The 17,934-nt window shown below is 68.6% G+C and carries 17 protein-coding genes; 5 read left to right on the top strand and 12 right to left on the bottom strand.

What is annotated here, in order from left to right:
* Positions 1 to 259: 259 nt before the first annotated feature.
* The 5 genes from ACK8CO_RS08580 to phnD all read right to left on the bottom strand — a co-directional run bounded on the left by ACK8CO_RS08580 (position 260) and on the right by phnD (position 4,688).
* The gene (locus ACK8CO_RS08580; RefSeq protein ID WP_414898853.1) at positions 260 to 1,201 is read right to left on the bottom strand and encodes an HAD-IIA family hydrolase; all 942 of its coding nucleotides are present in this window, start codon (positions 1,199 to 1,201) and stop codon (positions 260 to 262) included.
* Positions 1,201 to 2,031 carry a phosphonate ABC transporter, permease protein PhnE gene (gene phnE, locus ACK8CO_RS08575; protein ID WP_196774305.1) on the bottom strand — a complete coding sequence of 277 codons (831 nt, stop codon included), beginning with the start codon at positions 2,029 to 2,031 and terminating at the stop codon, positions 1,201 to 1,203. Before phnE (ACK8CO_RS08575) ends, ACK8CO_RS08580 begins: the two co-directional genes overlap by 1 nt.
* Positions 2,028 to 2,837 (bottom strand): phosphonate ABC transporter, permease protein PhnE, encoded by an 810-nt coding sequence (gene phnE, locus ACK8CO_RS08570; RefSeq protein ID WP_080614899.1) that lies wholly within the window; start codon positions 2,835 to 2,837, stop codon positions 2,028 to 2,030. Before phnE (ACK8CO_RS08570) ends, phnE (ACK8CO_RS08575) begins: the two co-directional genes overlap by 4 nt.
* Positions 2,834 to 3,640 (bottom strand): phosphonate ABC transporter ATP-binding protein, encoded by an 807-nt coding sequence (phnC, locus tag ACK8CO_RS08565; RefSeq protein WP_080614900.1) that lies wholly within the window; start codon positions 3,638 to 3,640, stop codon positions 2,834 to 2,836. Before phnC ends, phnE (ACK8CO_RS08570) begins: the two co-directional genes overlap by 4 nt.
* 76 nt (positions 3,641 to 3,716) lie before the next feature.
* The gene (gene phnD, locus ACK8CO_RS08560; protein ID WP_414898852.1) at positions 3,717 to 4,688 is read right to left on the bottom strand and encodes a phosphate/phosphite/phosphonate ABC transporter substrate-binding protein; all 972 of its coding nucleotides are present in this window, start codon (positions 4,686 to 4,688) and stop codon (positions 3,717 to 3,719) included.
* Positions 4,689 to 4,821: 133 nt separating this feature from the next.
* Between phnD and ACK8CO_RS08555 the strand changes: the two genes are divergently transcribed.
* The gene (locus ACK8CO_RS08555; protein ID WP_414898851.1) at positions 4,822 to 5,595 is read left to right on the top strand and encodes a DeoR/GlpR family DNA-binding transcription regulator; all 774 of its coding nucleotides are present in this window, start codon (positions 4,822 to 4,824) and stop codon (positions 5,593 to 5,595) included.
* A gap of 354 nt (positions 5,596 to 5,949) precedes the next feature.
* Here the strand turns inward: ACK8CO_RS08555 and fmt are convergent, their stop codons facing one another.
* Genes fmt through def (ACK8CO_RS08535) form a run of 4 tightly spaced genes read right to left on the bottom strand, consistent with a single transcriptional unit; the run spans position 5,950 to position 8,376 of the window.
* Positions 5,950 to 6,864 carry a methionyl-tRNA formyltransferase gene (fmt, locus tag ACK8CO_RS08550; RefSeq protein ID WP_414898850.1) on the bottom strand — a complete coding sequence of 305 codons (915 nt, stop codon included), beginning with the start codon at positions 6,862 to 6,864 and terminating at the stop codon, positions 5,950 to 5,952.
* A complete protein-coding gene (gene def, locus ACK8CO_RS08545; RefSeq protein ID WP_414898849.1) occupies positions 6,855 to 7,367 on the bottom strand; it encodes a peptide deformylase in 513 nt (170 codons plus the stop codon). Before def (ACK8CO_RS08545) ends, fmt begins: the two co-directional genes overlap by 10 nt.
* On the bottom strand, positions 7,364 to 7,858 hold the full coding sequence (gene def, locus ACK8CO_RS08540) for a peptide deformylase (protein ID WP_080614905.1): 495 nt from the start codon (positions 7,856 to 7,858) through the stop codon (positions 7,364 to 7,366). Before def (ACK8CO_RS08540) ends, def (ACK8CO_RS08545) begins: the two co-directional genes overlap by 4 nt.
* Entirely contained in the window at positions 7,855 to 8,376 is a 522-nt protein-coding gene (gene def, locus ACK8CO_RS08535) for a peptide deformylase (protein ID WP_414898848.1), read from the bottom strand. The genes def (ACK8CO_RS08540) and def (ACK8CO_RS08535) overlap by 4 nt, the downstream gene beginning before the upstream one ends.
* Positions 8,377 to 8,478: 102 nt before the next feature.
* Here def (ACK8CO_RS08535) and ACK8CO_RS08530 point away from each other — a divergent pair, with 102 nt between their 5' ends.
* From ACK8CO_RS08530 to ACK8CO_RS08520, 3 genes are all read left to right on the top strand, one after another.
* Positions 8,479 to 9,651, top strand: a complete 1,173-nt coding sequence (locus tag ACK8CO_RS08530) for a MalY/PatB family protein (protein WP_414898847.1) — start codon at positions 8,479 to 8,481, stop codon at positions 9,649 to 9,651.
* A 91-nt stretch (positions 9,652 to 9,742) separates the two neighbouring features.
* On the top strand, positions 9,743 to 10,732 hold the full coding sequence (locus ACK8CO_RS08525; protein ID WP_414898846.1) for a glutathione S-transferase family protein: 990 nt from the start codon (positions 9,743 to 9,745) through the stop codon (positions 10,730 to 10,732).
* Between the two features lie 79 nt (positions 10,733 to 10,811).
* Positions 10,812 to 12,005 (top strand): lytic murein transglycosylase, encoded by a 1,194-nt coding sequence (locus tag ACK8CO_RS08520; RefSeq protein ID WP_414898845.1) that lies wholly within the window; start codon positions 10,812 to 10,814, stop codon positions 12,003 to 12,005.
* 35 nt (positions 12,006 to 12,040) lie between these two features.
* Here ACK8CO_RS08520 and ACK8CO_RS08515 read toward each other — a convergent pair whose 3' ends face one another.
* The 3 genes from ACK8CO_RS08515 to ACK8CO_RS08505 form a co-directional block, all read right to left on the bottom strand.
* Positions 12,041 to 12,511 (bottom strand): YbjN domain-containing protein, encoded by a 471-nt coding sequence (locus ACK8CO_RS08515; protein ID WP_080614910.1) that lies wholly within the window; start codon positions 12,509 to 12,511, stop codon positions 12,041 to 12,043.
* 149 nt (positions 12,512 to 12,660) lie between these two features.
* Positions 12,661 to 16,119, bottom strand: a complete 3,459-nt coding sequence (smc, locus tag ACK8CO_RS08510) for a chromosome segregation protein SMC (RefSeq protein WP_414898844.1) — start codon at positions 16,117 to 16,119, stop codon at positions 12,661 to 12,663.
* Positions 16,120 to 16,775: 656 nt separating this feature from the next.
* Positions 16,776 to 17,069, bottom strand: coding sequence for a hypothetical protein (locus ACK8CO_RS08505; protein ID WP_080614912.1), 294 nt, complete (start codon positions 17,067 to 17,069; stop codon positions 16,776 to 16,778).
* Between the two features lie 158 nt (positions 17,070 to 17,227).
* Between ACK8CO_RS08505 and ACK8CO_RS08500 the strand changes: the two genes are divergently transcribed.
* Positions 17,228 to 17,920 carry an aspartate/glutamate racemase family protein gene (locus ACK8CO_RS08500; protein WP_414898843.1) on the top strand — a complete coding sequence of 231 codons (693 nt, stop codon included), beginning with the start codon at positions 17,228 to 17,230 and terminating at the stop codon, positions 17,918 to 17,920.
* The last annotated feature ends 14 nt before the right edge of the window (positions 17,921 to 17,934 follow it).

Raw genomic sequence — 17,934 nt, 5'->3', positions numbered from 1 at the left:
CGGGACGCGCGGCGAAGACGGATCGGCCCGCCATTCCCTTCGACCGCACCGCCCTGCGGCAGGGGAAGATCCGGACGGCTTTGATCGCCACACTGCATCATGCCACCGTCACGGGGCTTTCCGGAAGGCCTGCCACAATTTACAGGGGCGCCCCCGCGCAAGAACCGACGCGGGGGGCTTTCCGCCCGAATAAGAGAGAGGGTGGCAGGCTCCGGCTGCCGACACCCGAAACCGCGCGCGCGAGCGGTGCCGTCCCGCCTCAGATCGAGGCCATCACGAAATCCGGATGGATGCCCGCCGCGCGACAGCAGGACTGGCAGGACAGGGATTTCAGCGCGCCGTGATCGGTCACCAGAGCGCTGCGATAGCCAAGCGCCCGGGCGCCCAGGATATCGGTATGCAGCGTGTCGCCCACCATCAGCACCCGGTCCGGCGGAATGCCCGCTCCGGCGCGCAGCCGGGCCAGATCGTAGACCGAGGGGAAGGGCTTGCCGCAGAAGACGGGCAGCTGCCCCGTGGCATCGGCAAGCCGATGAGCCCAATAGCCCGGTTCGAGCGACAGCCCGGTCTCGCGCGGGGCCACCAGATCGGGATTGCCGCAGAAGACCGGGCGCGGCCGGGCGGCAAGGGCCTGCGCCAGCAGGCTCTGGCGCGACTCGTTCCAGCCCGAGGCACCGATCAGCAGGAAGCCGTCGACCCCGGCATAGGTCTCGGGATCGTCGCCGAGAAAGCTGACCGTCAGATCGCCGAGATCCTCGCGACCATGCCCGTCATCCAGCATGATGCCCCAGTGCCGCCGGTCGCCCGCAAGGGTGGCCAGCAGCGCCTCGCGGCTCGAGGTGACCTCGGCGGCGGTGAAATCGAAGCCGAGCCGCTGCCAGCGGGCCATCATGTGGCGCTTGGGGTAGCCGGCCGAATTCGAGACCACGGCGACGCGCTTGCCCGCGGCCCTGAGGGCCCCGATCCGGTCCGCGGCGCCGGGGATCGGCGTCTCGCCCACATTCAGCACGCCATAGGCATCGAGCAGGACCAGATCGACCTCGCCGACCGCCTCGGAGAGCGAGGCGACCGGCTGTGCGGCGCCCGCGTCCCGGGCTTGGGGCAGTCGGGGCCGGATCGCCTGATAGGCGGCGAAGGCCCAGGCCGCATCGCGGCCGTCCGTCTCCGGCGTATCGGTCAGCAGGCGGTTCGCGGCCCGCATCAGAGGATGCGCCGCCGCAGCCAGGCCGAGACGATCTCGCCCAGCAGGACCAGCCCGAGGATGCACAGCAGCACCGTCGCCGCCTCCTGCCATTTGAAGGTGTCGATGGCCGATTGCAGGATGAGGCCGATGCCGCCCGCGCCCACCAGCCCCAGCACGGTCGATTCGCGCAGGTTGATGTCCCAGCGCAGGATCGCCACCGCCCAGAAGGTGGGCATGACCTGGGGCACGATGGCATAGAGGATCACCTTGGCGCGCGAGGCGCCGGTGGCTTCCAGCGCCTCGACCGGGCGCGGGTCGATCTCTTCGATCGCCTCGCCCAGAAGCTTGCCGACGAACCCGACCGACCGCAGCATGATCGCGACGATGCCGGCCACGATGCCGGGGCCGAAGATCGCCACGAAGAGCAGCGCCCAGATGATGGTGTTGATCGAGCGCGACGACACCAGGATGATCCGGCCGAGCCACAGCGTGGCGCGGTTCGGCGTGGTGTTCTGCGCCGCGAGCCAGGCCACCGGCAGCGAGATCAGGACGGCAAAGATGGTGGCGATGGTGGCGATGTTCACCGTCTCCCAGAGCACAAGCAGGATGGTGCCGAGATTGGTGGCATCGGGCGGGACCATGCGGCCGAAGAGATCGGCCATCTGCACCGGCGCATCCCAGACCCATTCCCAGATCACGTCGATCGAGGTGATGGACCAGCCGATCACCAGCGCGGCGAAAAGCAGGCCGAGATAGCGCGCGATCTGCTGTCGCGGCGTGTAGCGGTGCCAGTCCTCGGGGAAGGCCTCGCGCAGCGGCGCGGGCCGGGTCATGTCCTGATCGGTCATATCCGCTTCCTGATCTGTCCGCTGATTGCCTCGCTGAGGAGGATCGCGCCGACGATGACGATGGTGATGGCTAGGGCGAAATCGTAGTCGTAGCGTCCGAAGGCATTGGCCAGGGTCGCGCCGATGCCGCCCGCGCCGACGATGCCGATCATGGCCGAGGCGCGCAGGTTGCTGTCGAGCTGGTAGATCGACAGCCCGATCAGCCGTGGCAGGATCTGCGGGAAGATGGCGTAGAACAGGACCGACAGATAGGGCGCCCCGGTGGCACGCAGCGCCTCGACCTGGCCGAAATCGATCTCCTCGATCCGCTCGGCCAGCATCTTGGCGACGAAGCCGATGGAATAGACGATCAGCGTCAGCACGCCCGCCAGCGGCCCGAAGCCCACCGCCTTGACGAAGAGGATGGCCACGATCACCGGATGAAAGCTGCGCGCGACGATGATCAGCGCCCGGCCGAGATAGAAGACCGGCAGCGGCGCGATGTTGCGCGCGGCCATGAAGGCGGCGGGAACCGAGATCAGGACCCCGCCGAAGGAGGCCAGAACCGCGATCTTGAGGCTTTCGAGAAAGCCGTCGATCAGCAGCCCGCTGCGCTCGAAATTCGGCGGGATCGACCCGCCGAAGATCCGCGCGGCCCGGCCGAAGCCCTGCGATACGCGCGCCCAGTCGATCGGCAGCGTGGCGATGGTGCCTAGGATATAGGCGGCGACCGCCAGCCACAGCGCCCAGCGCAGCAGCGGGTTGCGGATCATCCGTGGCTTCGACCAGCGGTCGGGCAGGGATGCGGGATCGGCGGGCGCACTCATGTGGCAAGCCTCGCGTCTGCGGCGGGCGCGGCCTCCGCGGCCCGGTCCTGCGCCCGGTCTTGCGACGGGATACCGGAATAGATCTCGTCCATCGCGTCATCGGTCAGATCGGCCGGCACGCTGTCGAAGATGATCCGGCCATAGCGCATGCCGACAATGCGGTCGGTATAGGCCTTGGCCTCGTTGACATTGTGGATGTTGATCAGCACCGGCAGCTTCAGCTCGCCCGCCAGATCGCGCAAAAGCTGCATGATCTGTTCCGAGGTCTTGGGATCGAGCGAGGCGGTCGGTTCGTCGGCCAGCAGGATCTCGGGGCGCTGCATCAGCGCGCGCACCACGCCCACGCGCTGGCGCTCGCCGCCCGACAGCTCGTCGGCGCGTTTGTCGGCGTAATGGGCGATGCCGACGCGCTCCATCAGTTCATAGGCGTGGCGGATTTCCTCGCGCGGGTAGCGCCGGGTCAGCGCCGCCCAGGTCGAGAGGTAACCCAGCCGGCCCGACTGCACATTCTCCATCACCGTCAGCCGGTCGACGAGGTTGAAGCCCTGGAACACCATGCCGATCTTGCGCCGCGCCTCGCGCAGCCTGCGGCCATGCAGGCCGGTCAGCTCGGTGCCGTTCAGCACGATGCTGCCCGAGCTCGGCACGACCAGCTTGTTGATGCAGCGCAGAAGCGTGCTCTTGCCCGCGCCCGAGGAGCCGATCACCGAGACGACGGTCTCGCCCTCGATGGTCAGGTTGAGGTTCTTCAGCACCGGGTCGCCGGTGCCGTATCGTTTGACGAGATCGGTGATCTTCAGCATGCATGCGCTCCGTCGGGACGGCGGGGGTCGGGAAACGGCGGGCGGGCCGCGCGGGCCCGCCCGGGGGCTGATGCCCTCATTCGGCGGCAAGGCCCTCGGGGGTGTAGCGGACCCCGTTCGCGGCCTGGATCTCGCGGATCACCGCCCAGTCCTCCTGATAGGTCACCGGCACGAATTTCGAGACCCCGGCGAATTCCTCGCCAAGCGCGGTGCCCGAGAAGTCGAAATCGAAGAAGGCCTGCCTGATCTTCTCGACCAGCGCCGGGTCGAGATCATGGGCATAGGTGAAGGAGGTGGTCGGGAAGGGTTTCGATTCCCAGATGATCTTGACCTCTTCGGGGTCGTAGAGCCCGCGTTCGGCCATGCGGTCGACCACTTCGGAGGCGACCGGGGCGGCATCGTAATCCCCGGCGACGACGCCCAGCATCGACTGGTCATGCGAGCCGGAATAGACCACCTGGTAATCCTCGTCCGGCGTCACCCCGAGATTGGGGAACAGCGCGCGGGGCGCCAGATTGCCCGAATTCGACGTGGGCGAGGTATGCGCGACGCGCTTGCCGGCAAGGTCCTCCATGCTGTCGATGCCGCTGTCCTTGCGGGTATAGACCTGCAGCTTGTAGCCGAATTCGCCCTCGTCCGAGCCCATGATCGCGAAGGGCACGGCGCCCGCGAGGTTGACGGCGAAGGGCGTGGGGCCGGTCGAGAAGCCCGCGATATGCAACCGCCCCGAGCGCATGGCCTCGACCTCGGCCGAATTCGACTGCACGGCGAAGAACCTGACGTCCCGGCCGGTCGCCTCCTCGAGATGCTCGATGAAGGGTTCCCAGATATCGGCATAGATTGCCGGGTCCTCGACCGGCGTATAGGCAAAGACCAGCGTGCCCGGATCCTGCAGCCCCTCGGCGGGCGCGTCGGCGACCAGATCGCCGTCCCGGTCGCAATACATCGGGTCGAGATCGCCGCGCGGGCAGTCCTGGGCCTGGGCCGCTCCGGCGAGCATGGCGATGGCGGATGCCGCGGCGAGGCCGCGGAACGTGATGTCGAACATGTTTTCCTCCCTTGTCCTCATCCCTCCGCTCCTCCGGAGAAATGTGGCATCTCCCACATGATCAGCATTAATTTGTGGCAACTGCAATATGTTTGTTGCCAAACTGTGATAGCCTCGCGCAAGAGGACAGATCATGACCGACCCGAACCCGCGCCTGCGCAAAGCCGACCGGCACGAGAGAATCCTCATGGAGCTCAAGCTGAGATCGCATCTTCGGATCAGCGATCTGGCCCGGGATTTCCATGTCGCGACCGAGACCATCCGGCGTGACGTGGCCGAGCTTCAGGCGGCCGGACAGGTCACGAAGGCCTTCGGTGGCGTCATCCCGGTGGGGCCGGGGCAGCGCCCGGATGTGGATGCGCGCAGCCGCGACCGTCAGCAGGAGCGCGCCGAGATCGCCCGACAGGCCGCCACGCTGGTGGCGCCCGGCGACACGATCATGCTTGATGCCGGCTCCACCACCCAGGAGCTGGCGCGGCGGCTGTCGCTTGGTGGCGCCCCGGTCACCGTGCTGACCAACAGCCTGAACGTCGCGATGATCCTCGGCCGCAGCGCGGCCGCGACGGTGCGGCTGTGTCCGGGCGATTTCCTGGCCCGCGAGGCGGCGGTGATCGGCCCGGACACGGTCGACTTCCTGCGGCGCTTCCATGTCGGGCGCGCCTTCATCGGGGCCTCGGCGGTCAGTTGCAGCGGCGTCACCGAGGCGGTGCCGGGCTTTGCCGCCGTCAAGCGCGCGATGATGGCCCAGAGCGACGAGCTGGTGGTGATGACCGATCAAAGCAAGATCGGCCGCACCGACTGCGATCTGGTGACGTCGTTCCGTCCCGGCCTGACGCTGGTCACCGACGCGTCGCTGCCTCGGGAGCTTGGGGGCGCGATCTCCAAAGGCGGTGCGCGGGTGCTCTGACGCGGCTCGCACGGGCCGGGAGATGTCCGTCAGTCGCAGCAGACCGCCCCCGGTCGCGCTGTCACCGGCTGGGCGAGGCTCTGAAGACTGCGCCGGCGGTGTCGTCTTGCCAAGGCAGGCTCCGCGCAATCGGTAACGCGGCTTGGTGATGCTCAAGCTCTTGATGCGAATTCATGAACGTTGTTGGAGGCGGTGCCCGACAGAGGCAGGGCGAGGCCATCCTGCCGTCAGGATGCGGAACGAGGCGCCTTCCCCGCGCCTTGTCCGCGTTTTGTTCGGGGCCTGCGCCCCGGGGCATGGGCCGATTGGCGGACACCACCACCTGCAAAGCCGGGAAGGCTTTCGGGGTGGGGGTCAGTCCAGCCGTTCGGGCAGGGGAAAGCCGCGCAGGATCTCGGCGGCGCTCATCGGGCGCTTGCCCTGGCGCTGCGCCTCAATGATCTCGACTGCGCCCTCGCCGCAGGCAATGGTCAGCCCGTCGAGAACCGTGCCGGGGGCGGCGCTGTCCTCCACCATGCGGGCCTCTACTGCGCGGGCGCGCAGGAGTTTCAGCCTTTCCCCCGCCACATCGCACCAGGCGCCGGGGAAGGGCGAGAGGCCGTTGATATGGCGCGCGACCTCAGGGGCAGGGCGGGTCCAGTCCACCTTTGCCTCGGCCTTGTCGATCTTGGCGGCATAGGTCACGCCCTCGGCGGGCTGCGGTTCGCGGGGCAGGTCGCGCAGCCGCTCGAGCGCCTCGACGACCAGTCGCGCGCCCATCGCCGACAGCTGGTCATGGAGCGCGCCCGTGGTGTCTTCGGGGCCGATGGCGGTGCTCTCGCGCAACAGCACCGGTCCGGTATCGAGGCCTTCCTCCATCTCCATGATGCAGACGCCGGTCTCGGGGTCGCCCGCCATGATCGCACGGTGAATGGGCGCGGCACCGCGCCAGCGCGGCAAGAGCGAGGCATGGATGTTGAGACAGCCCCGGCAGGGCGCCTCGAGCACCTCGCGCGGCAGGATCAGCCCATAGGCCACCACGACGGCGACATCGGGGTCGAGTGCCGCGAAGGCCGTCTGTTCCGGCGCCGCGCGCAGCGATTTCGGGTGGCGGACCATAAGCCCCAGCTCTTCGGCGCGGGCATGGACGGGGGTCGGGCGGTCCTTCTTGCCGCGCCCGGCGGGACGAGGGGGCTGGGTGTAGACGCAGGCGATCTCGTGACCCGCCGCGACCAGCGCGTCGAGCACCGGCACCGAGAAATCGGGGGTTCCCATGAAGATCACCCGCATCGGCCTGCCCCCAGTTTCCGGGCCTTCTTCAGAAGGCGGTCGCGTTTCAGCTTCGAAAGATTGTCGAAATACATCCGGCCCGCAAGATGGTCGAGCTGGTGCTGGGCCGAGGTCGCCCAGAGACCGGAAAATTCGCGCGTCTCGGGTTCGCCCTGCTCATTCAGGAAGCGCAGCGTGACCCGGGCGGGTCGGGTGATGGTGGCATCGACCCCGGGCAGGCAGGGGCTGGCCTCGTCATGGGCCGAGAGATCGTCCGAGACCGCCAAGATCTCGGGATTGGCCAGCCGGATGGCCGCGCCGCGGGTCTCGTTGCAGTCGAGCACGGCAAGGCGCAGCAGCACCCCGATCTGGTTGGCGGCCAGGCCCACGCCATGGCCGGGCATCGCCTCCATGGTGTCGATCATGTCGGCCCAGATCGCGCGGATCTCGTCGGTGACGGTTTCGACCGGCGCGGCCGGGGTGGCAAGGCGCGGGTCGGGCCAGGGCAGGATCGGCCGGATCATGCGCCGTAGGCCGCTTCCAGTTCGCTGCGCTGGTCGGCATCGACCCGGTTCAGGGTGACGATGCCGTCGAGATGGTCGATCTCGTGCTGGGCGCAGACCGCCGAGATGCCCGACAACACCTCGCGCCGGCGGGTGCCGTCGAGATCGGTCCAGCGCAGCGTGATCTCGATCGCGCGCTCGACCTCGGCGACGATGCCGGGCAGGGACAGGCAGCCCTCGGGGCCTGTCATGGTTTCGGGTCCGCGTTCCTCTATCACCGGATCGATGAAGATGCGCGGGTTGCGCGGCCCGGCGGCGCCGTTCACATCCATCACGAACAGCCGTTTCAGCACGCCCACCTGCGGCGCGGCCAGCCCGCGCCCGGGCGCCCCATACATGGTGTCGAGCATTTCCTGCGCCAGCCGCGCGATCTCGGGCGTCACATGGCCGATGGGCTCGCAACGGGTCGCCAGCCGCGGATCGGGCCAGCGCAGGATCGGCAGCTCGCTCACGACCGGCTCCGTTCGCGTTTCAGCTTGACCATCTTGCGGGTGATGAACTGGCGCTTGAGCGGCTTGAGGTAGTCGATGAAGAGCTTGCCGTCGAGATGGTCGATCTCGTGCTGGACGCAGGTCGCCCAGAGCCCGGTGAACCTGTCCTCCTTCGGATCGCCCGACGGGTCGGTCCAGCGCACGATCACCTCGGCGGGACGGGTGACCTCGGCATAGGTCTCGGGGATCGACAGGCAGCCTTCCTCGTGGATGTTCCTGTCCTCCGAGGCCCAGACGACCTCGGGGTTGAACATCGCATAGGGCTGGGGCCGGGCGCCCTCGTCCTTGGCGCAATCCATCACGATCAGCCGCGAGAGCACGCCGATCTGCGGCGCCGCAAGCCCGATGCCCGGCGCGTCATACATGGTTTCCAGCATGTCCTCGGTAAGCTTCTGCAGCATGTCCGAGATATCGGGCACGGCATCTGCCACCGTTTTCAGGCGCGGGTCGGGATGGATCAGGATCGGTCGAATGCTCATGATCGATGGATTTAGGCGAAGCCGGGGGCCCGCGCAATGCGGCGTGTCTTGCACCCGGCGGCCAAGACGCTAGCTTGGCGCGCGCATCACAGGAGACCCGCCATGAATTTCGACGAGATCATCGACCGCCGCGGCACCCATTCCTCGAAATGGGACATGATGGAGCCGATCTATGGCGTCTCTCCCGAAGAGGGGCTGGCGATGTGGGTGGCGGACATGGATTTCCGCCCGCCGGCCTGCGTTTCGAAGGCGCTGCAGTCGATGGTCGATCATGGCATCTACGGCTATTTCGGCGACGACGCCGCCTACAAGGCGGCGATCGGCTGGTGGATGAAGACCCGCCATGGCTGGGAGGTGGACCCGGCCGCGATCTTCACCACGCACGGGCTTGTGAACGCAACCGCGCTCTGCATCGAGGCCTTCACCGCGCCGGGCGACGGGGTGGTTCTGTTCACGCCGGTCTATCACGCCTTCGCCCGGGTGATCCGTGCCGCGGGCCGCGAGGTGGTGGAATGCCCGCTGGTCACGCGCGATGGCCGCTACGAGATGGATTTCGCAGCCTATGACGCACAGATGACCGGCCGCGAGAAGGTCGTGATCCTTTGCTCGCCGCATAATCCCGGCGGCCGGGTCTGGACCCGCGACGAGCTTCAGGCCGTCGCCGATTTCGCCAGGCGCCACGACCTGGTGCTGATCTCGGACGAGATCCATCACGACCTGGTCTATCCGGGCCACCGCCATATCGTCATGGATCTGGTCGATGACAATATCCGCGACCGGCTGGTGATCCTCTCGGCCACCACGAAGAGCTTCAACATCGCGGGTATCCATAACGGCAATGTCATCATCCCCGATCCGGGGCTCCGGGCGCGTTTCGCGGGGCGTTTCGCGGCCATGGGCATGTCGCCCAATTCCTTCGGCATGATCATGGCGACCGCCGCCTATTCGTCCGACGGCGCCGAATGGATCGACGCGCTGATGCGCTATCTCGACGGCAACCGGAAGCTCCTGGACGAGGGCATCGCCGCGATCCCCGGGGTGCGCTCGATGCCGCTCGAGGCAACCTACCTGTCCTGGGTCGATTTCTCGGGCACCGGCATGGCCGCCGACGAGTTCACCCGCCGGGTCGAGAAGGAGGCAAAGATCGCGGTCAACCACGGCGCCAGCTTCGGCACCGGCGGCGAGAGCTTCCTGCGCTTCAACATCGCCACCCCGCGGGCGCGGATCGTCGAGGCGGTCGAGCGGCTGCAGGCGGCCTTCGCCGATCTGCAATAGCGGTGCGTTGACGCAGGGGGGATGCGCGGTCAGAGGCGATGCGCCCGCCGCTCATCCCGCTATCTCTTCCATCAAACACATGGAGGAGTTCATGGGACAACTGATCGATGGCCGCTGGGACAGCGGCTGGTACGACACCGAAAGCCATGGCGGCCGCTTCGTCCGCTCGACCTCCGGGTTCCGCAACTGGATCACGGCAAACGGCGCGCCCGGCCCCGAGGGCGAGGGCGGGTTCAGGGCCGAAAGCGGGCGCTATCACCTTTACGTCTCCTATGCCTGCCCCTGGGCGCACCGGGCGCTGATCTTCCGCGCCATCAAGGGGCTCGCGCCGCATATCGGCCTCTCGGTGGTGCATCCCGACATGCTCGAGGATGGCTGGAGCTTTGCCACCGACTTCCCCGGCACGACCGGCGACGGCCTTTACGGCCTGCCTTTCCTGCGCGACATCTACACCAAGGCAAAACCCGACGTGTCGGGCCGGGTCACGGTGCCGGTCCTGTGGGACAGGCAGCGCGAGACCATCGTCTCGAACGAATCCTCCGAGATCATCCGGATGTTCAATTCGGCCTTCGACGGCATCACCGGCAATCGCGACGATTACTGGCCCGAAGAGCTGCGCGAGGGCATCGACGAGGTCAATGCGCGGGTCTATGACACCGTCAACAACGGCGTCTACAAGGCCGGTTTCGCCACCTCGCAGAAAGCCTATGACGAGGCGGTCCGGGCGCTGTTCGACAGTCTCGACTGGCTGGAAGAGCGGCTTGCGACGCGGCGCTACCTGATGGGCGAGCGCCTCACCGAGGCCGACTGGCGCCTCTTCACCACGCTCTTGCGCTTCGATCCGGTCTATCACCTGCATTTCAAGTGCAACCGCAACCGGCTGATCGACATGCCCAATCTCTGGGGCTATGCGCGCGAGCTCTATCAATGGCCGGGCGTGGCCGAGACCGTGCATTTCGACCATATCGTGCGGCACTACCATTACAGCCACGACACCATCAATCCGAACCGGATCATCCCGATCAACCCGCGGATCGACTGGACCGGGCCGCATGGGCGCGACCGGCTGAAAGCCGCCTGAGCCAGCTTGCCTGCCGGTTGGGGCTTGGTAAGGTGGCGGCCGTAAATCGTTTTTGTCTGAAATGGTCCCGGAGCCCTTCATGCGCCCTTCGCCGTCCCTCCCTGCCCTCTGTCTGCTGTCGCTGGCCCTTGTCTCCGGGGTGCCCGGAGGGGCCTGGGCGGCCTGCGGCGGGAATTTCGGCGGTTTCGTCGCCGGGCTGCGCGACGAGGCGGTGCGCCGGGGCCATGACGCGGGGGCGGTGCGGAATTTCTTCGCGGGCGTGCGGCAGGACCCGGCGGTGATCCGGGCGGACCGGGCGCAAGGGGTGTTCCAGCGGGATTTCATCGATTTCGCCCGCCGCCTCATCAGCCGTTCGCGGCTCGATAACGGCCAGCGCAATGCCAGCCGTTACAGCGCCGTGTTCGATGAGGTCGAACGCAGATACGGCGTCTCGCGCGGCGTGTTGCTGGCCTTCTGGGCGTTGGAGACCGATTTCGGCGCCGTGCAGGGGGACTTCAACACGCGGGACGCGCTGGTGACCCTGGCCCATGACTGCCGCAGGCCCGAGTTGTTCCGGCCGCAGATCTTCTCGGCCCTGACCCTTTACGAACGCGGCGATTTCGACCCGGCCAGAACCACCGGCGCCTGGGCGGGCGAGATCGGCCAGGTCCAGATGCTGCCCGCCGACATCCTGGAAAACGGCGTCGACGGCGATGGCGACGGGCATGTCCGGCTGAAGAGCTCGGCGCCCGATGCGCTGATGTCGGCCGGGAAGATGCTGAAGGGGCTTGGCTGGCGCGCGAACGAGCCCTGGCTGCAGGAAATCGTCATTCCCGGAAATCTCGACTGGGCCGAGACCGGGCTCGACCACGGCAAGCGCGTCTCGGACTGGGCGCGGCTGGGGGTGCGGGCGCGCAGCGGCAATCTGGGTCCGGCCAGCCTGCGCGCTTCGGTCTTGCTGCCGATGGGCCGGAACGGCCCGGCCTTCCTCGCCTATCCGAATTTCCGGGTTCTGTTCGAGTGGAACCAGAGCCTCGTCTACGTCACCACCGCCGCCTATCTGGCGACCCGCTTCGAGGGCGCCCCGATCTTCGATCCGCGTGCGCCCGAGCCGGGGCTTGCGGGGGCCGAGATGAAGGTCTTGCAGCAAAAGCTGGTGCGGCGCGGCCATGATGTCGGGGGCGTCGATGGAATTCTCGGCGAGAAAACCCGCGAAGCCGTTCAGAAAGAACAGATCCGGCTTGGCTTTCCCGCAGATTCCTGGCCGACCCGGGCGCTTCTCGACCGGCTCTGACCGCGCGCCCCGGAGCCTCCGGGGCCGCCGGGGCGTTACCAGTCGATATAGTCTTCGAAGGCGTCGATCGATTGCTGCCAGATGTCGATCGTGGTCATGAAGAGCTTCTTGTCGATGCCGGGCTTGGCCAGAATCACGTCCATTTCCAGCCCCGGATCGCCCTCGTCGTCAAGCGTGGCCTTGGTGAACAGCCATTCGCGGTTCCACTGGTTCATCTTCAGCGCGGTCACCGGATCCTTCATGTCGTAGGCGACATAGAACTGCACCGAACTGCAGTCGACATTGTCGGTGCAGCCATAGAACAGAACGATGAATTCGGTATTCGAGTCGCCGGTCAGGTGGCTGACGATCTTGGGGTCGCCGAGATCGTCGGTCTCCATCGTCGCCGCAAGCCCCTTGGATTGAAGCGCCTTCAGCACGCTGTCGGGATCCGACGCGATCACATCGGCCGAGGCTGCCTGGGCGGCGAGGGGAAGGGCCCAGAGGGCATGGACGAGGCGCTTCATCGGTTCTCTCCTTGTTCGTTCGCACGCGCCGGGGAGTGAGGGGGCAGGCCGGAAGTGTCAAGCCGGGGGCTTGCGGCCGGCGATCTCCTGCCGAGACAGGCGGCGGATCAGGGAACGCAGATCGGGCTGGGCGGATCGGGCGGCACCGATCAGGCGACCAGGGCCTCGGCCTTCTTCAGGTCGACCGACACCAGCTGGCTCACCCCCTGCTCGGCCATGGTGACGCCGAACAGCCGGTCCATCCGGCTCATGGTCAGCGCATGGTGGGTGATGATGAGAAAGCGGGTATCGGTGCGCCGGGTCATCTCGTCCAGCATGTCGCACATCCGGGTGACATTGGCGTCGTCGAGCGGCGCGTCGACCTCGTCGAGCACGCAGATCGGCGCCGGATTGGCCAGGAACACGCCGAAGATCAGCGCCAGCGCGGTCAGGGTCTGTTCGCCCCCCGACAGCAGAGACAGCGTCGAGAGCTTCTTGCCCGGCGGCTGGCACATGATCTCGAGCCCCGCCTCCAGCGGATCGTCGGATTCGACCAGCACCAGCCGGGCCTCGCCGCCGCGGAAGAGATTGGTGAAAAGCAGCGCGAAATTCGCGTTCACCTGCTCGAAGGCGGTCAACAGCCGGTCGCGGCCCTCGCGGTTGAGGCCGGCAATGCCGGCGCGCAGCGTGCGAATCGCCTCGTCGAGATCGCTCTTCTCGACCACCAGCGTGTCATGTTCCTCCTGCACCGCGCGGGCATCCTCCTCGGCGCGCAGGTTGACCGCGCCCAGCGCCTCGCGCTGACGCTTGAGCCGTGTCACCTCATGCTCGATCGCCTCGGCCGGGGGCATCCGGTCGGGATCGTCGCCGAGCTTTTCCAGCAGGTCGGCGGGCGTCGTTTCCAGCTCTTCGGCGATGCGGGCGGCGGCCTGGGCCACGGTGTCACGCGCGGCCTCGGCCCGGGCCTGGGCGGCGGCGCGGGCCTCGCGGAGCTCGCCCGCCCGGCGCTCGGCCTCGCGGGCGGCATGATCGGCCTCGCGGGCCCGGCTCTCGGCCGCGGCCAGCGTCTCGGCGGCGGTGGCGCGCCGGGTCTCGGCGGTCTCGATCCGGGCGGCCAGCGCTTCGCGTTGCTCGGCGATCTCCTCGGGCAGGGCGGCGGCGCGGTCGAGTTCTTCCTCCGAGGCGGCCTTGCGGTCCTCGAGCTCGGCCACCCGGGTTCCGGCGGTGTCGAGCCGCTGGCGCCAGGTCTGGGCGTCGCGGGCGATCTGGGTCAGCCGCTTGGTCCGTGCCTCGCCGTCGCGCTTCAGTTCTTCATGGGCGGCGCGGCGCGCGATCATGGTCATCCGCGCGGCCTCGACGGTGGTGCGCACGTCGTCGAGCCGGGCCCGCGCCGCGTCGAGATCGCCGAGCGATGCCAACTGGCCTTCGGCTTCGCTCAGCCGCAGCCGGGCGCCGGTCGCCTCGTCCTCGTGGCGGGCGACGGCCATCCGCGCGGTTTCAAGCCGGCTTTCGGCCATCTCGCGGTCGGCTTCGGCGCGCGACAGGGCGCGACCCAGCTCGGCCAGGGCGCGGTCGGCCTCGCGCCGGGCCTCGCGGGCGGCGCGGTCGGCCTCGGTCGCGGCCTGCAGCTCGCGCGACAGCGCCTCATGGGCCTCGGAGGCGGTCTCGGCCCGGATCTCGGCCTCATCGAGATCGCGGCGCAGCTCGGCCAGCCGGTTGAGCTGTTGCAGCCGGAGCGCGGCGGCGCTGGGCGCGTCGGCGGCGGAGGCACGCAAGCCGTCCCAGCGCCAGAGATCGCCATCAGGGCTGACCAGCCGCTGGCCGGGCCCGAGTGCCGGCTGCAGCCGGGCGCCGGTCCCGGCATCGGGTACCAGCCCGATCTGACCGATCCGCCGGATCAGAGCCTCGGGCACCGCGACATGGTCCGAAAGCGGCGCGGCGCCTTCGGGCAGGGGCGGCTCGGCCGGGTAGGGCGGCAGCGCGAGCCAGCCCGAGGCGGTCCCGTCCCGGACCACCGGCGCGCGCAGATCGTCGGCCAGCGCGGCCCCCAGCGCCTTTTCATAGCCCTTGTCGACGCCCAGAAGATCGAGGATCTGGCCGCTCTCGGTGGTGTCGCGTTCGACCAGCCGGGCCAGCGCCGCGACCTCGGCGCGCAATGCCCCGGCCTCGCCCTCGGTCGAGGATTTCTGCGCCCGCGCCTCGGCCTCGCGGGACTGGATCTCGGCCCGGGCCTCATCGGCCGCGATCAGCCGGGCCTCGGCCTCCTCGGCGCTGTCCTGGGCCGCGTCCTGCCGGGCCTCGGCCTCCTCCATCGCGGACCGGGCAGCAGACAGGTTCGCCTCGGCCGCCGAGACGGTGGCGCGCGCCTTGGCGGCCTCGTCCTCGTTGCGCTGCAGCGTGCGGGCGGCATCCTCGCGCAGGCGCTGGGCGGACTGGTGGCGGGCGACCAGCCGGGCCAGATCCTCGGTCATCTGGCTTTGCGCCTCTTCGCGGTCGCGCAGCACGTCGGCCGCGGCATGGGCGGCCTCGGCCGCCTCGTCGAGCCCGGCATCATGGCCCTCATGCTCGGCCGAAAGCTCGGAGGCCTCCGCCTCGAGACGCTCCAGCGTGTCGCCCGCGTCGCGGTTCAGCGCCGCCTCGCGCTCGATATCGCGGCTCATCTGCTCGATGCGGCCGGTCAGGGCGCGGATCGACTGGCGCGCGCGCTCTTCCTCCTGCACCAGCGCGTCGCGCTGCACGCTCAGCCGCTGCAGCACGGCGGCGGCGATGGCCTCTTCCTCGCGAAGCGCGGGCAGGGCGGTCTCGGTCTCGGTCCGCAGCCGGTCGGCCTCGCGCGCGGCGGTCTCGGCCCGGCCGGCCTCGCGGGCATGTCCGGTCAGCGCGGCCTCGGCCTCGGCCCGGCCGGTATCGGCCTCCTGCCAGCGGCGGAACAGCAGCATGCCCTCGGCGCGGCGCAGATCGCCGGCGATGGCGCGGTAGCGCGCGGCCTGTTTCGCCTGCCGCGCCAGTTGCGCCAGTTGCTGGGCCAGCTGTTCCAGCACGTCATCGACCCGGGCGAGGTTCTGTTCGGCCGCGTTCAGCCGCAACTCGGCCTCGTGGCGGCGCTGATAGAGCCCGGCGATCCCGGCCGCGTCCTCGAGGATACGTCGCCGGGCCCGCGGCTTGGCGTTGATCAGTTCCGAGATCTGGCCCTGCCTGACCAGCGCGGGCGAGGTCGCGCCGGTCGAGGCATCGGCGAACAGCATCTGCACATCGCGGGCGCGCACGTCCTTGCCGTTCAGCTTGTAGGCCGAGCCCGCATCGCGGGTGATGCGGCGGATCACCTCGATCAGGTCGCTGTCGTTGAAGCCCGCGGGCGCCAGCCGGTCGGCATTGTCGATCTGCAGGCTAACCTCGGCGAAGTTGCGTGCCGAGCGGGTCGAGGTGCCGGCGAAGATCACGTCTTCCATGCCGCCGCCCCGCATCGCGGTCGGACGGCTCTCGCCCATCACCCAGCGCAGCGCCTCGAGCAGGTTCGACTTGCCGCACCCGTTCGGCCCGACGACGCCGGTCAGGCCGCCGGCGATCACCAGATCGGTCGGGTCGACGAAGCTCTTGAAGCCGTTCAGCCTGAGCCGGGTGAAATGCAAACGGGTCTCCTGATTCCGCGTGGTGCCGCGATCCTTCGGCCAAGGGCCGGGCCTGTCAAGCCGGGTGCCCCTGATATCGAGGCAGGCCAAGGGTTGTCCACAAGATATTGCGTGATCGCCACGCGCCTTGACGCGCCGGGCGCGGGCTTCGCACAGAGGGCAGGGTCGACAGCGGAATGCGGGCATGGGGCTGAGCATCGCAATCCGAAACCGGCCTCGGCCGAGGCGCGCGCGGATCGCGGGCAGCGCGGCGACGCTTCCGGAGGTCCGTCCGTCCGAGGAATGCTGTCCCATGACGGCCGGGGATCTGGCCGGCCCCGGGATGCGGGTCTTCGTGGCGCGCCTCGGCGGCCGGGCTGGCGGATGCGTGGCGCTTCTGAAGCGGGACGGGGATGGCGAGATCAGGCGGTTTTACGTGGGGACGGGAGGGCGCGCGGTCGCGGGGCGTGGGGCGCGTGCTGATGGGCGCGCTCGAGACCGAGGCGGCGGCACGGGAGCTGACCTGGCTGCGGCTGGAAACCGGCGCCGAACTGCTCCCGAACCGGTCCCGAACTGGCCACGACCTGGCTGCCGCGATGCGGCTCTGCCGGGTGCGGCGCCTTCGGCGGTTCGCCCCACATCGCGTCGGCTCTCTTCATGGAAAAGCGGTTGTCGCGTCAGGGCCCGGAGCAGGTGAGCCTGGCATAGGCCATTGCCGGATCTCCGCTGAGCGTATCGGGCCGGATCGCGCAGCCGGTGGCGGTCTCGATCGCGCGGAAGGCCCGCAGCATCGCGCCCTTCCGGTATTCGCGATTGAGCCGGATGGCCTGAGCCTCAAGGCCCTTGCGCCGGACGGCGAAGGTCGAGCCGTCGACCTCGACCCTGACCGGCGGAATGCCGGCATAATCCGGTCCGGGCGAGTCGCAGGCCGATATGGCGAGACTCAGGGCAAGTGCCAGGATACGAAGCATCGCCCCATCCCATCCGAACATCCTTTACGAAAGGTAAACGTGCGATTGGCGCCACAGTCGGGCCAAGTCCCCGGGCCAGCGCGGCCCCGGACCCGCTGTCGTCTTGCGCCGCGGCCTGCCCGGCGCGAGCATGCGAGAAAAGACCGAGGAGCGGGCAGATGAAGACCATTGGCATACTTGGCGGCATGTCGGCTGCCTCGACGGCGCTGTATTACGAGGTCCTGAACCGGGGCGCGCGGGCGCGGCTGGGCGGGCTGCATTCGGCGGATCTGCTGATCCGCTCGCTCGATTTCGCTTTGGTCGAGGAAATGCAGGCGGCGGGCGACTGGGAGGCGGCGAGCGCGCTTCTCAATCGCGAGGCCAGGCGGCTGGAGGCGGGCGGCGCCGATTTCCTGATGCTGGCCACCAACACCATGCACAAGCTGGTCGAGCCGATGCTGGAAGGGGTGTCGATCCCGTTTTTGCATATCGCCGACGCCACTGCGCATCAGATCGGTGCGGCGGGGCTGAAGCGGCCGGGGCTGATGGCGACGGCCTACACGATGGAGCAGAGCTTCTATACCGACCGGCTGCGCGCTGCCGGGCTCGCGCCGATGCTGCCCGGCCCCGAGGACCGGGCCGAGACCCATCGCATCATCTATGACGAGCTCTGCATGGGCACCATCCGTGAGGAGAGCCGCCAGAGCTATGTCGAGATCGCCGGGCGGCTGGCCAAGCGCGGGGCCGATTGCGTCATCCTCGGCTGCACCGAGGTCGGGCTTCTGCTCAATGCCGCGAACGCGCCGCTGCCGGTCTTCGACACGACCGAAATTCACTGCGCGGCCGCGCTGGACCTGGCGCTGGCCGCCTGAGACCCGGCGCCGGG

The sequence above is a fragment of the Rhodovulum sp. HP10 genome (assembly GCF_047553435.1).
GTDB lineage: Bacteria > Pseudomonadota > Alphaproteobacteria > Rhodobacterales > Rhodobacteraceae > Rhodovulum.
Note: the sequence above shows the minus strand (reverse complement) of the source record. Positions and strands in the feature narration are given on the sequence as shown.

Excerpts from the sequence above, each read along its gene's own strand:
- ACK8CO_RS08580 (WP_414898853.1), bottom strand. The coding sequence starts at position 1,201 with ATGCGGGCCGCGAACCGCCTGCTGACCGATACGCCGGAGACGGACGGC.
- phnE (WP_196774305.1), bottom strand. The coding sequence starts at position 2,031 with ATGACCGATCAGGACATGACCCGGCCCGCGCCGCTGCGCGAGGCCTTC.
- phnE (WP_080614899.1), bottom strand. The coding sequence starts at position 2,837 with ATGAGTGCGCCCGCCGATCCCGCATCCCTGCCCGACCGCTGGTCGAAG.
- phnC (WP_080614900.1), bottom strand. The coding sequence starts at position 3,640 with ATGCTGAAGATCACCGATCTCGTCAAACGATACGGCACCGGCGACCCG.
- phnD (WP_414898852.1), bottom strand. The coding sequence starts at position 4,688 with ATGTTCGACATCACGTTCCGCGGCCTCGCCGCGGCATCCGCCATCGCC.
- ACK8CO_RS08555 (WP_414898851.1), top strand. The coding sequence starts at position 4,822 with ATGACCGACCCGAACCCGCGCCTGCGCAAAGCCGACCGGCACGAGAGA.
- fmt (WP_414898850.1), bottom strand. The coding sequence starts at position 6,864 with ATGCGGGTGATCTTCATGGGAACCCCCGATTTCTCGGTGCCGGTGCTC.
- def (WP_414898849.1), bottom strand. The coding sequence starts at position 7,367 with ATGATCCGGCCGATCCTGCCCTGGCCCGACCCGCGCCTTGCCACCCCG.
- def (WP_414898848.1), bottom strand. The coding sequence starts at position 8,376 with ATGAGCATTCGACCGATCCTGATCCATCCCGACCCGCGCCTGAAAACG.
- ACK8CO_RS08530 (WP_414898847.1), top strand. The coding sequence starts at position 8,479 with ATGAATTTCGACGAGATCATCGACCGCCGCGGCACCCATTCCTCGAAA.
- ACK8CO_RS08525 (WP_414898846.1), top strand. The coding sequence starts at position 9,743 with ATGGGACAACTGATCGATGGCCGCTGGGACAGCGGCTGGTACGACACC.
- ACK8CO_RS08520 (WP_414898845.1), top strand. The coding sequence starts at position 10,812 with ATGCGCCCTTCGCCGTCCCTCCCTGCCCTCTGTCTGCTGTCGCTGGCC.
- ACK8CO_RS08515 (WP_080614910.1), bottom strand. The coding sequence starts at position 12,511 with ATGAAGCGCCTCGTCCATGCCCTCTGGGCCCTTCCCCTCGCCGCCCAG.
- ACK8CO_RS08505 (WP_080614912.1), bottom strand. The coding sequence starts at position 17,069 with ATGCTTCGTATCCTGGCACTTGCCCTGAGTCTCGCCATATCGGCCTGC.
- ACK8CO_RS08500 (WP_414898843.1), top strand. The coding sequence starts at position 17,228 with ATGAAGACCATTGGCATACTTGGCGGCATGTCGGCTGCCTCGACGGCG.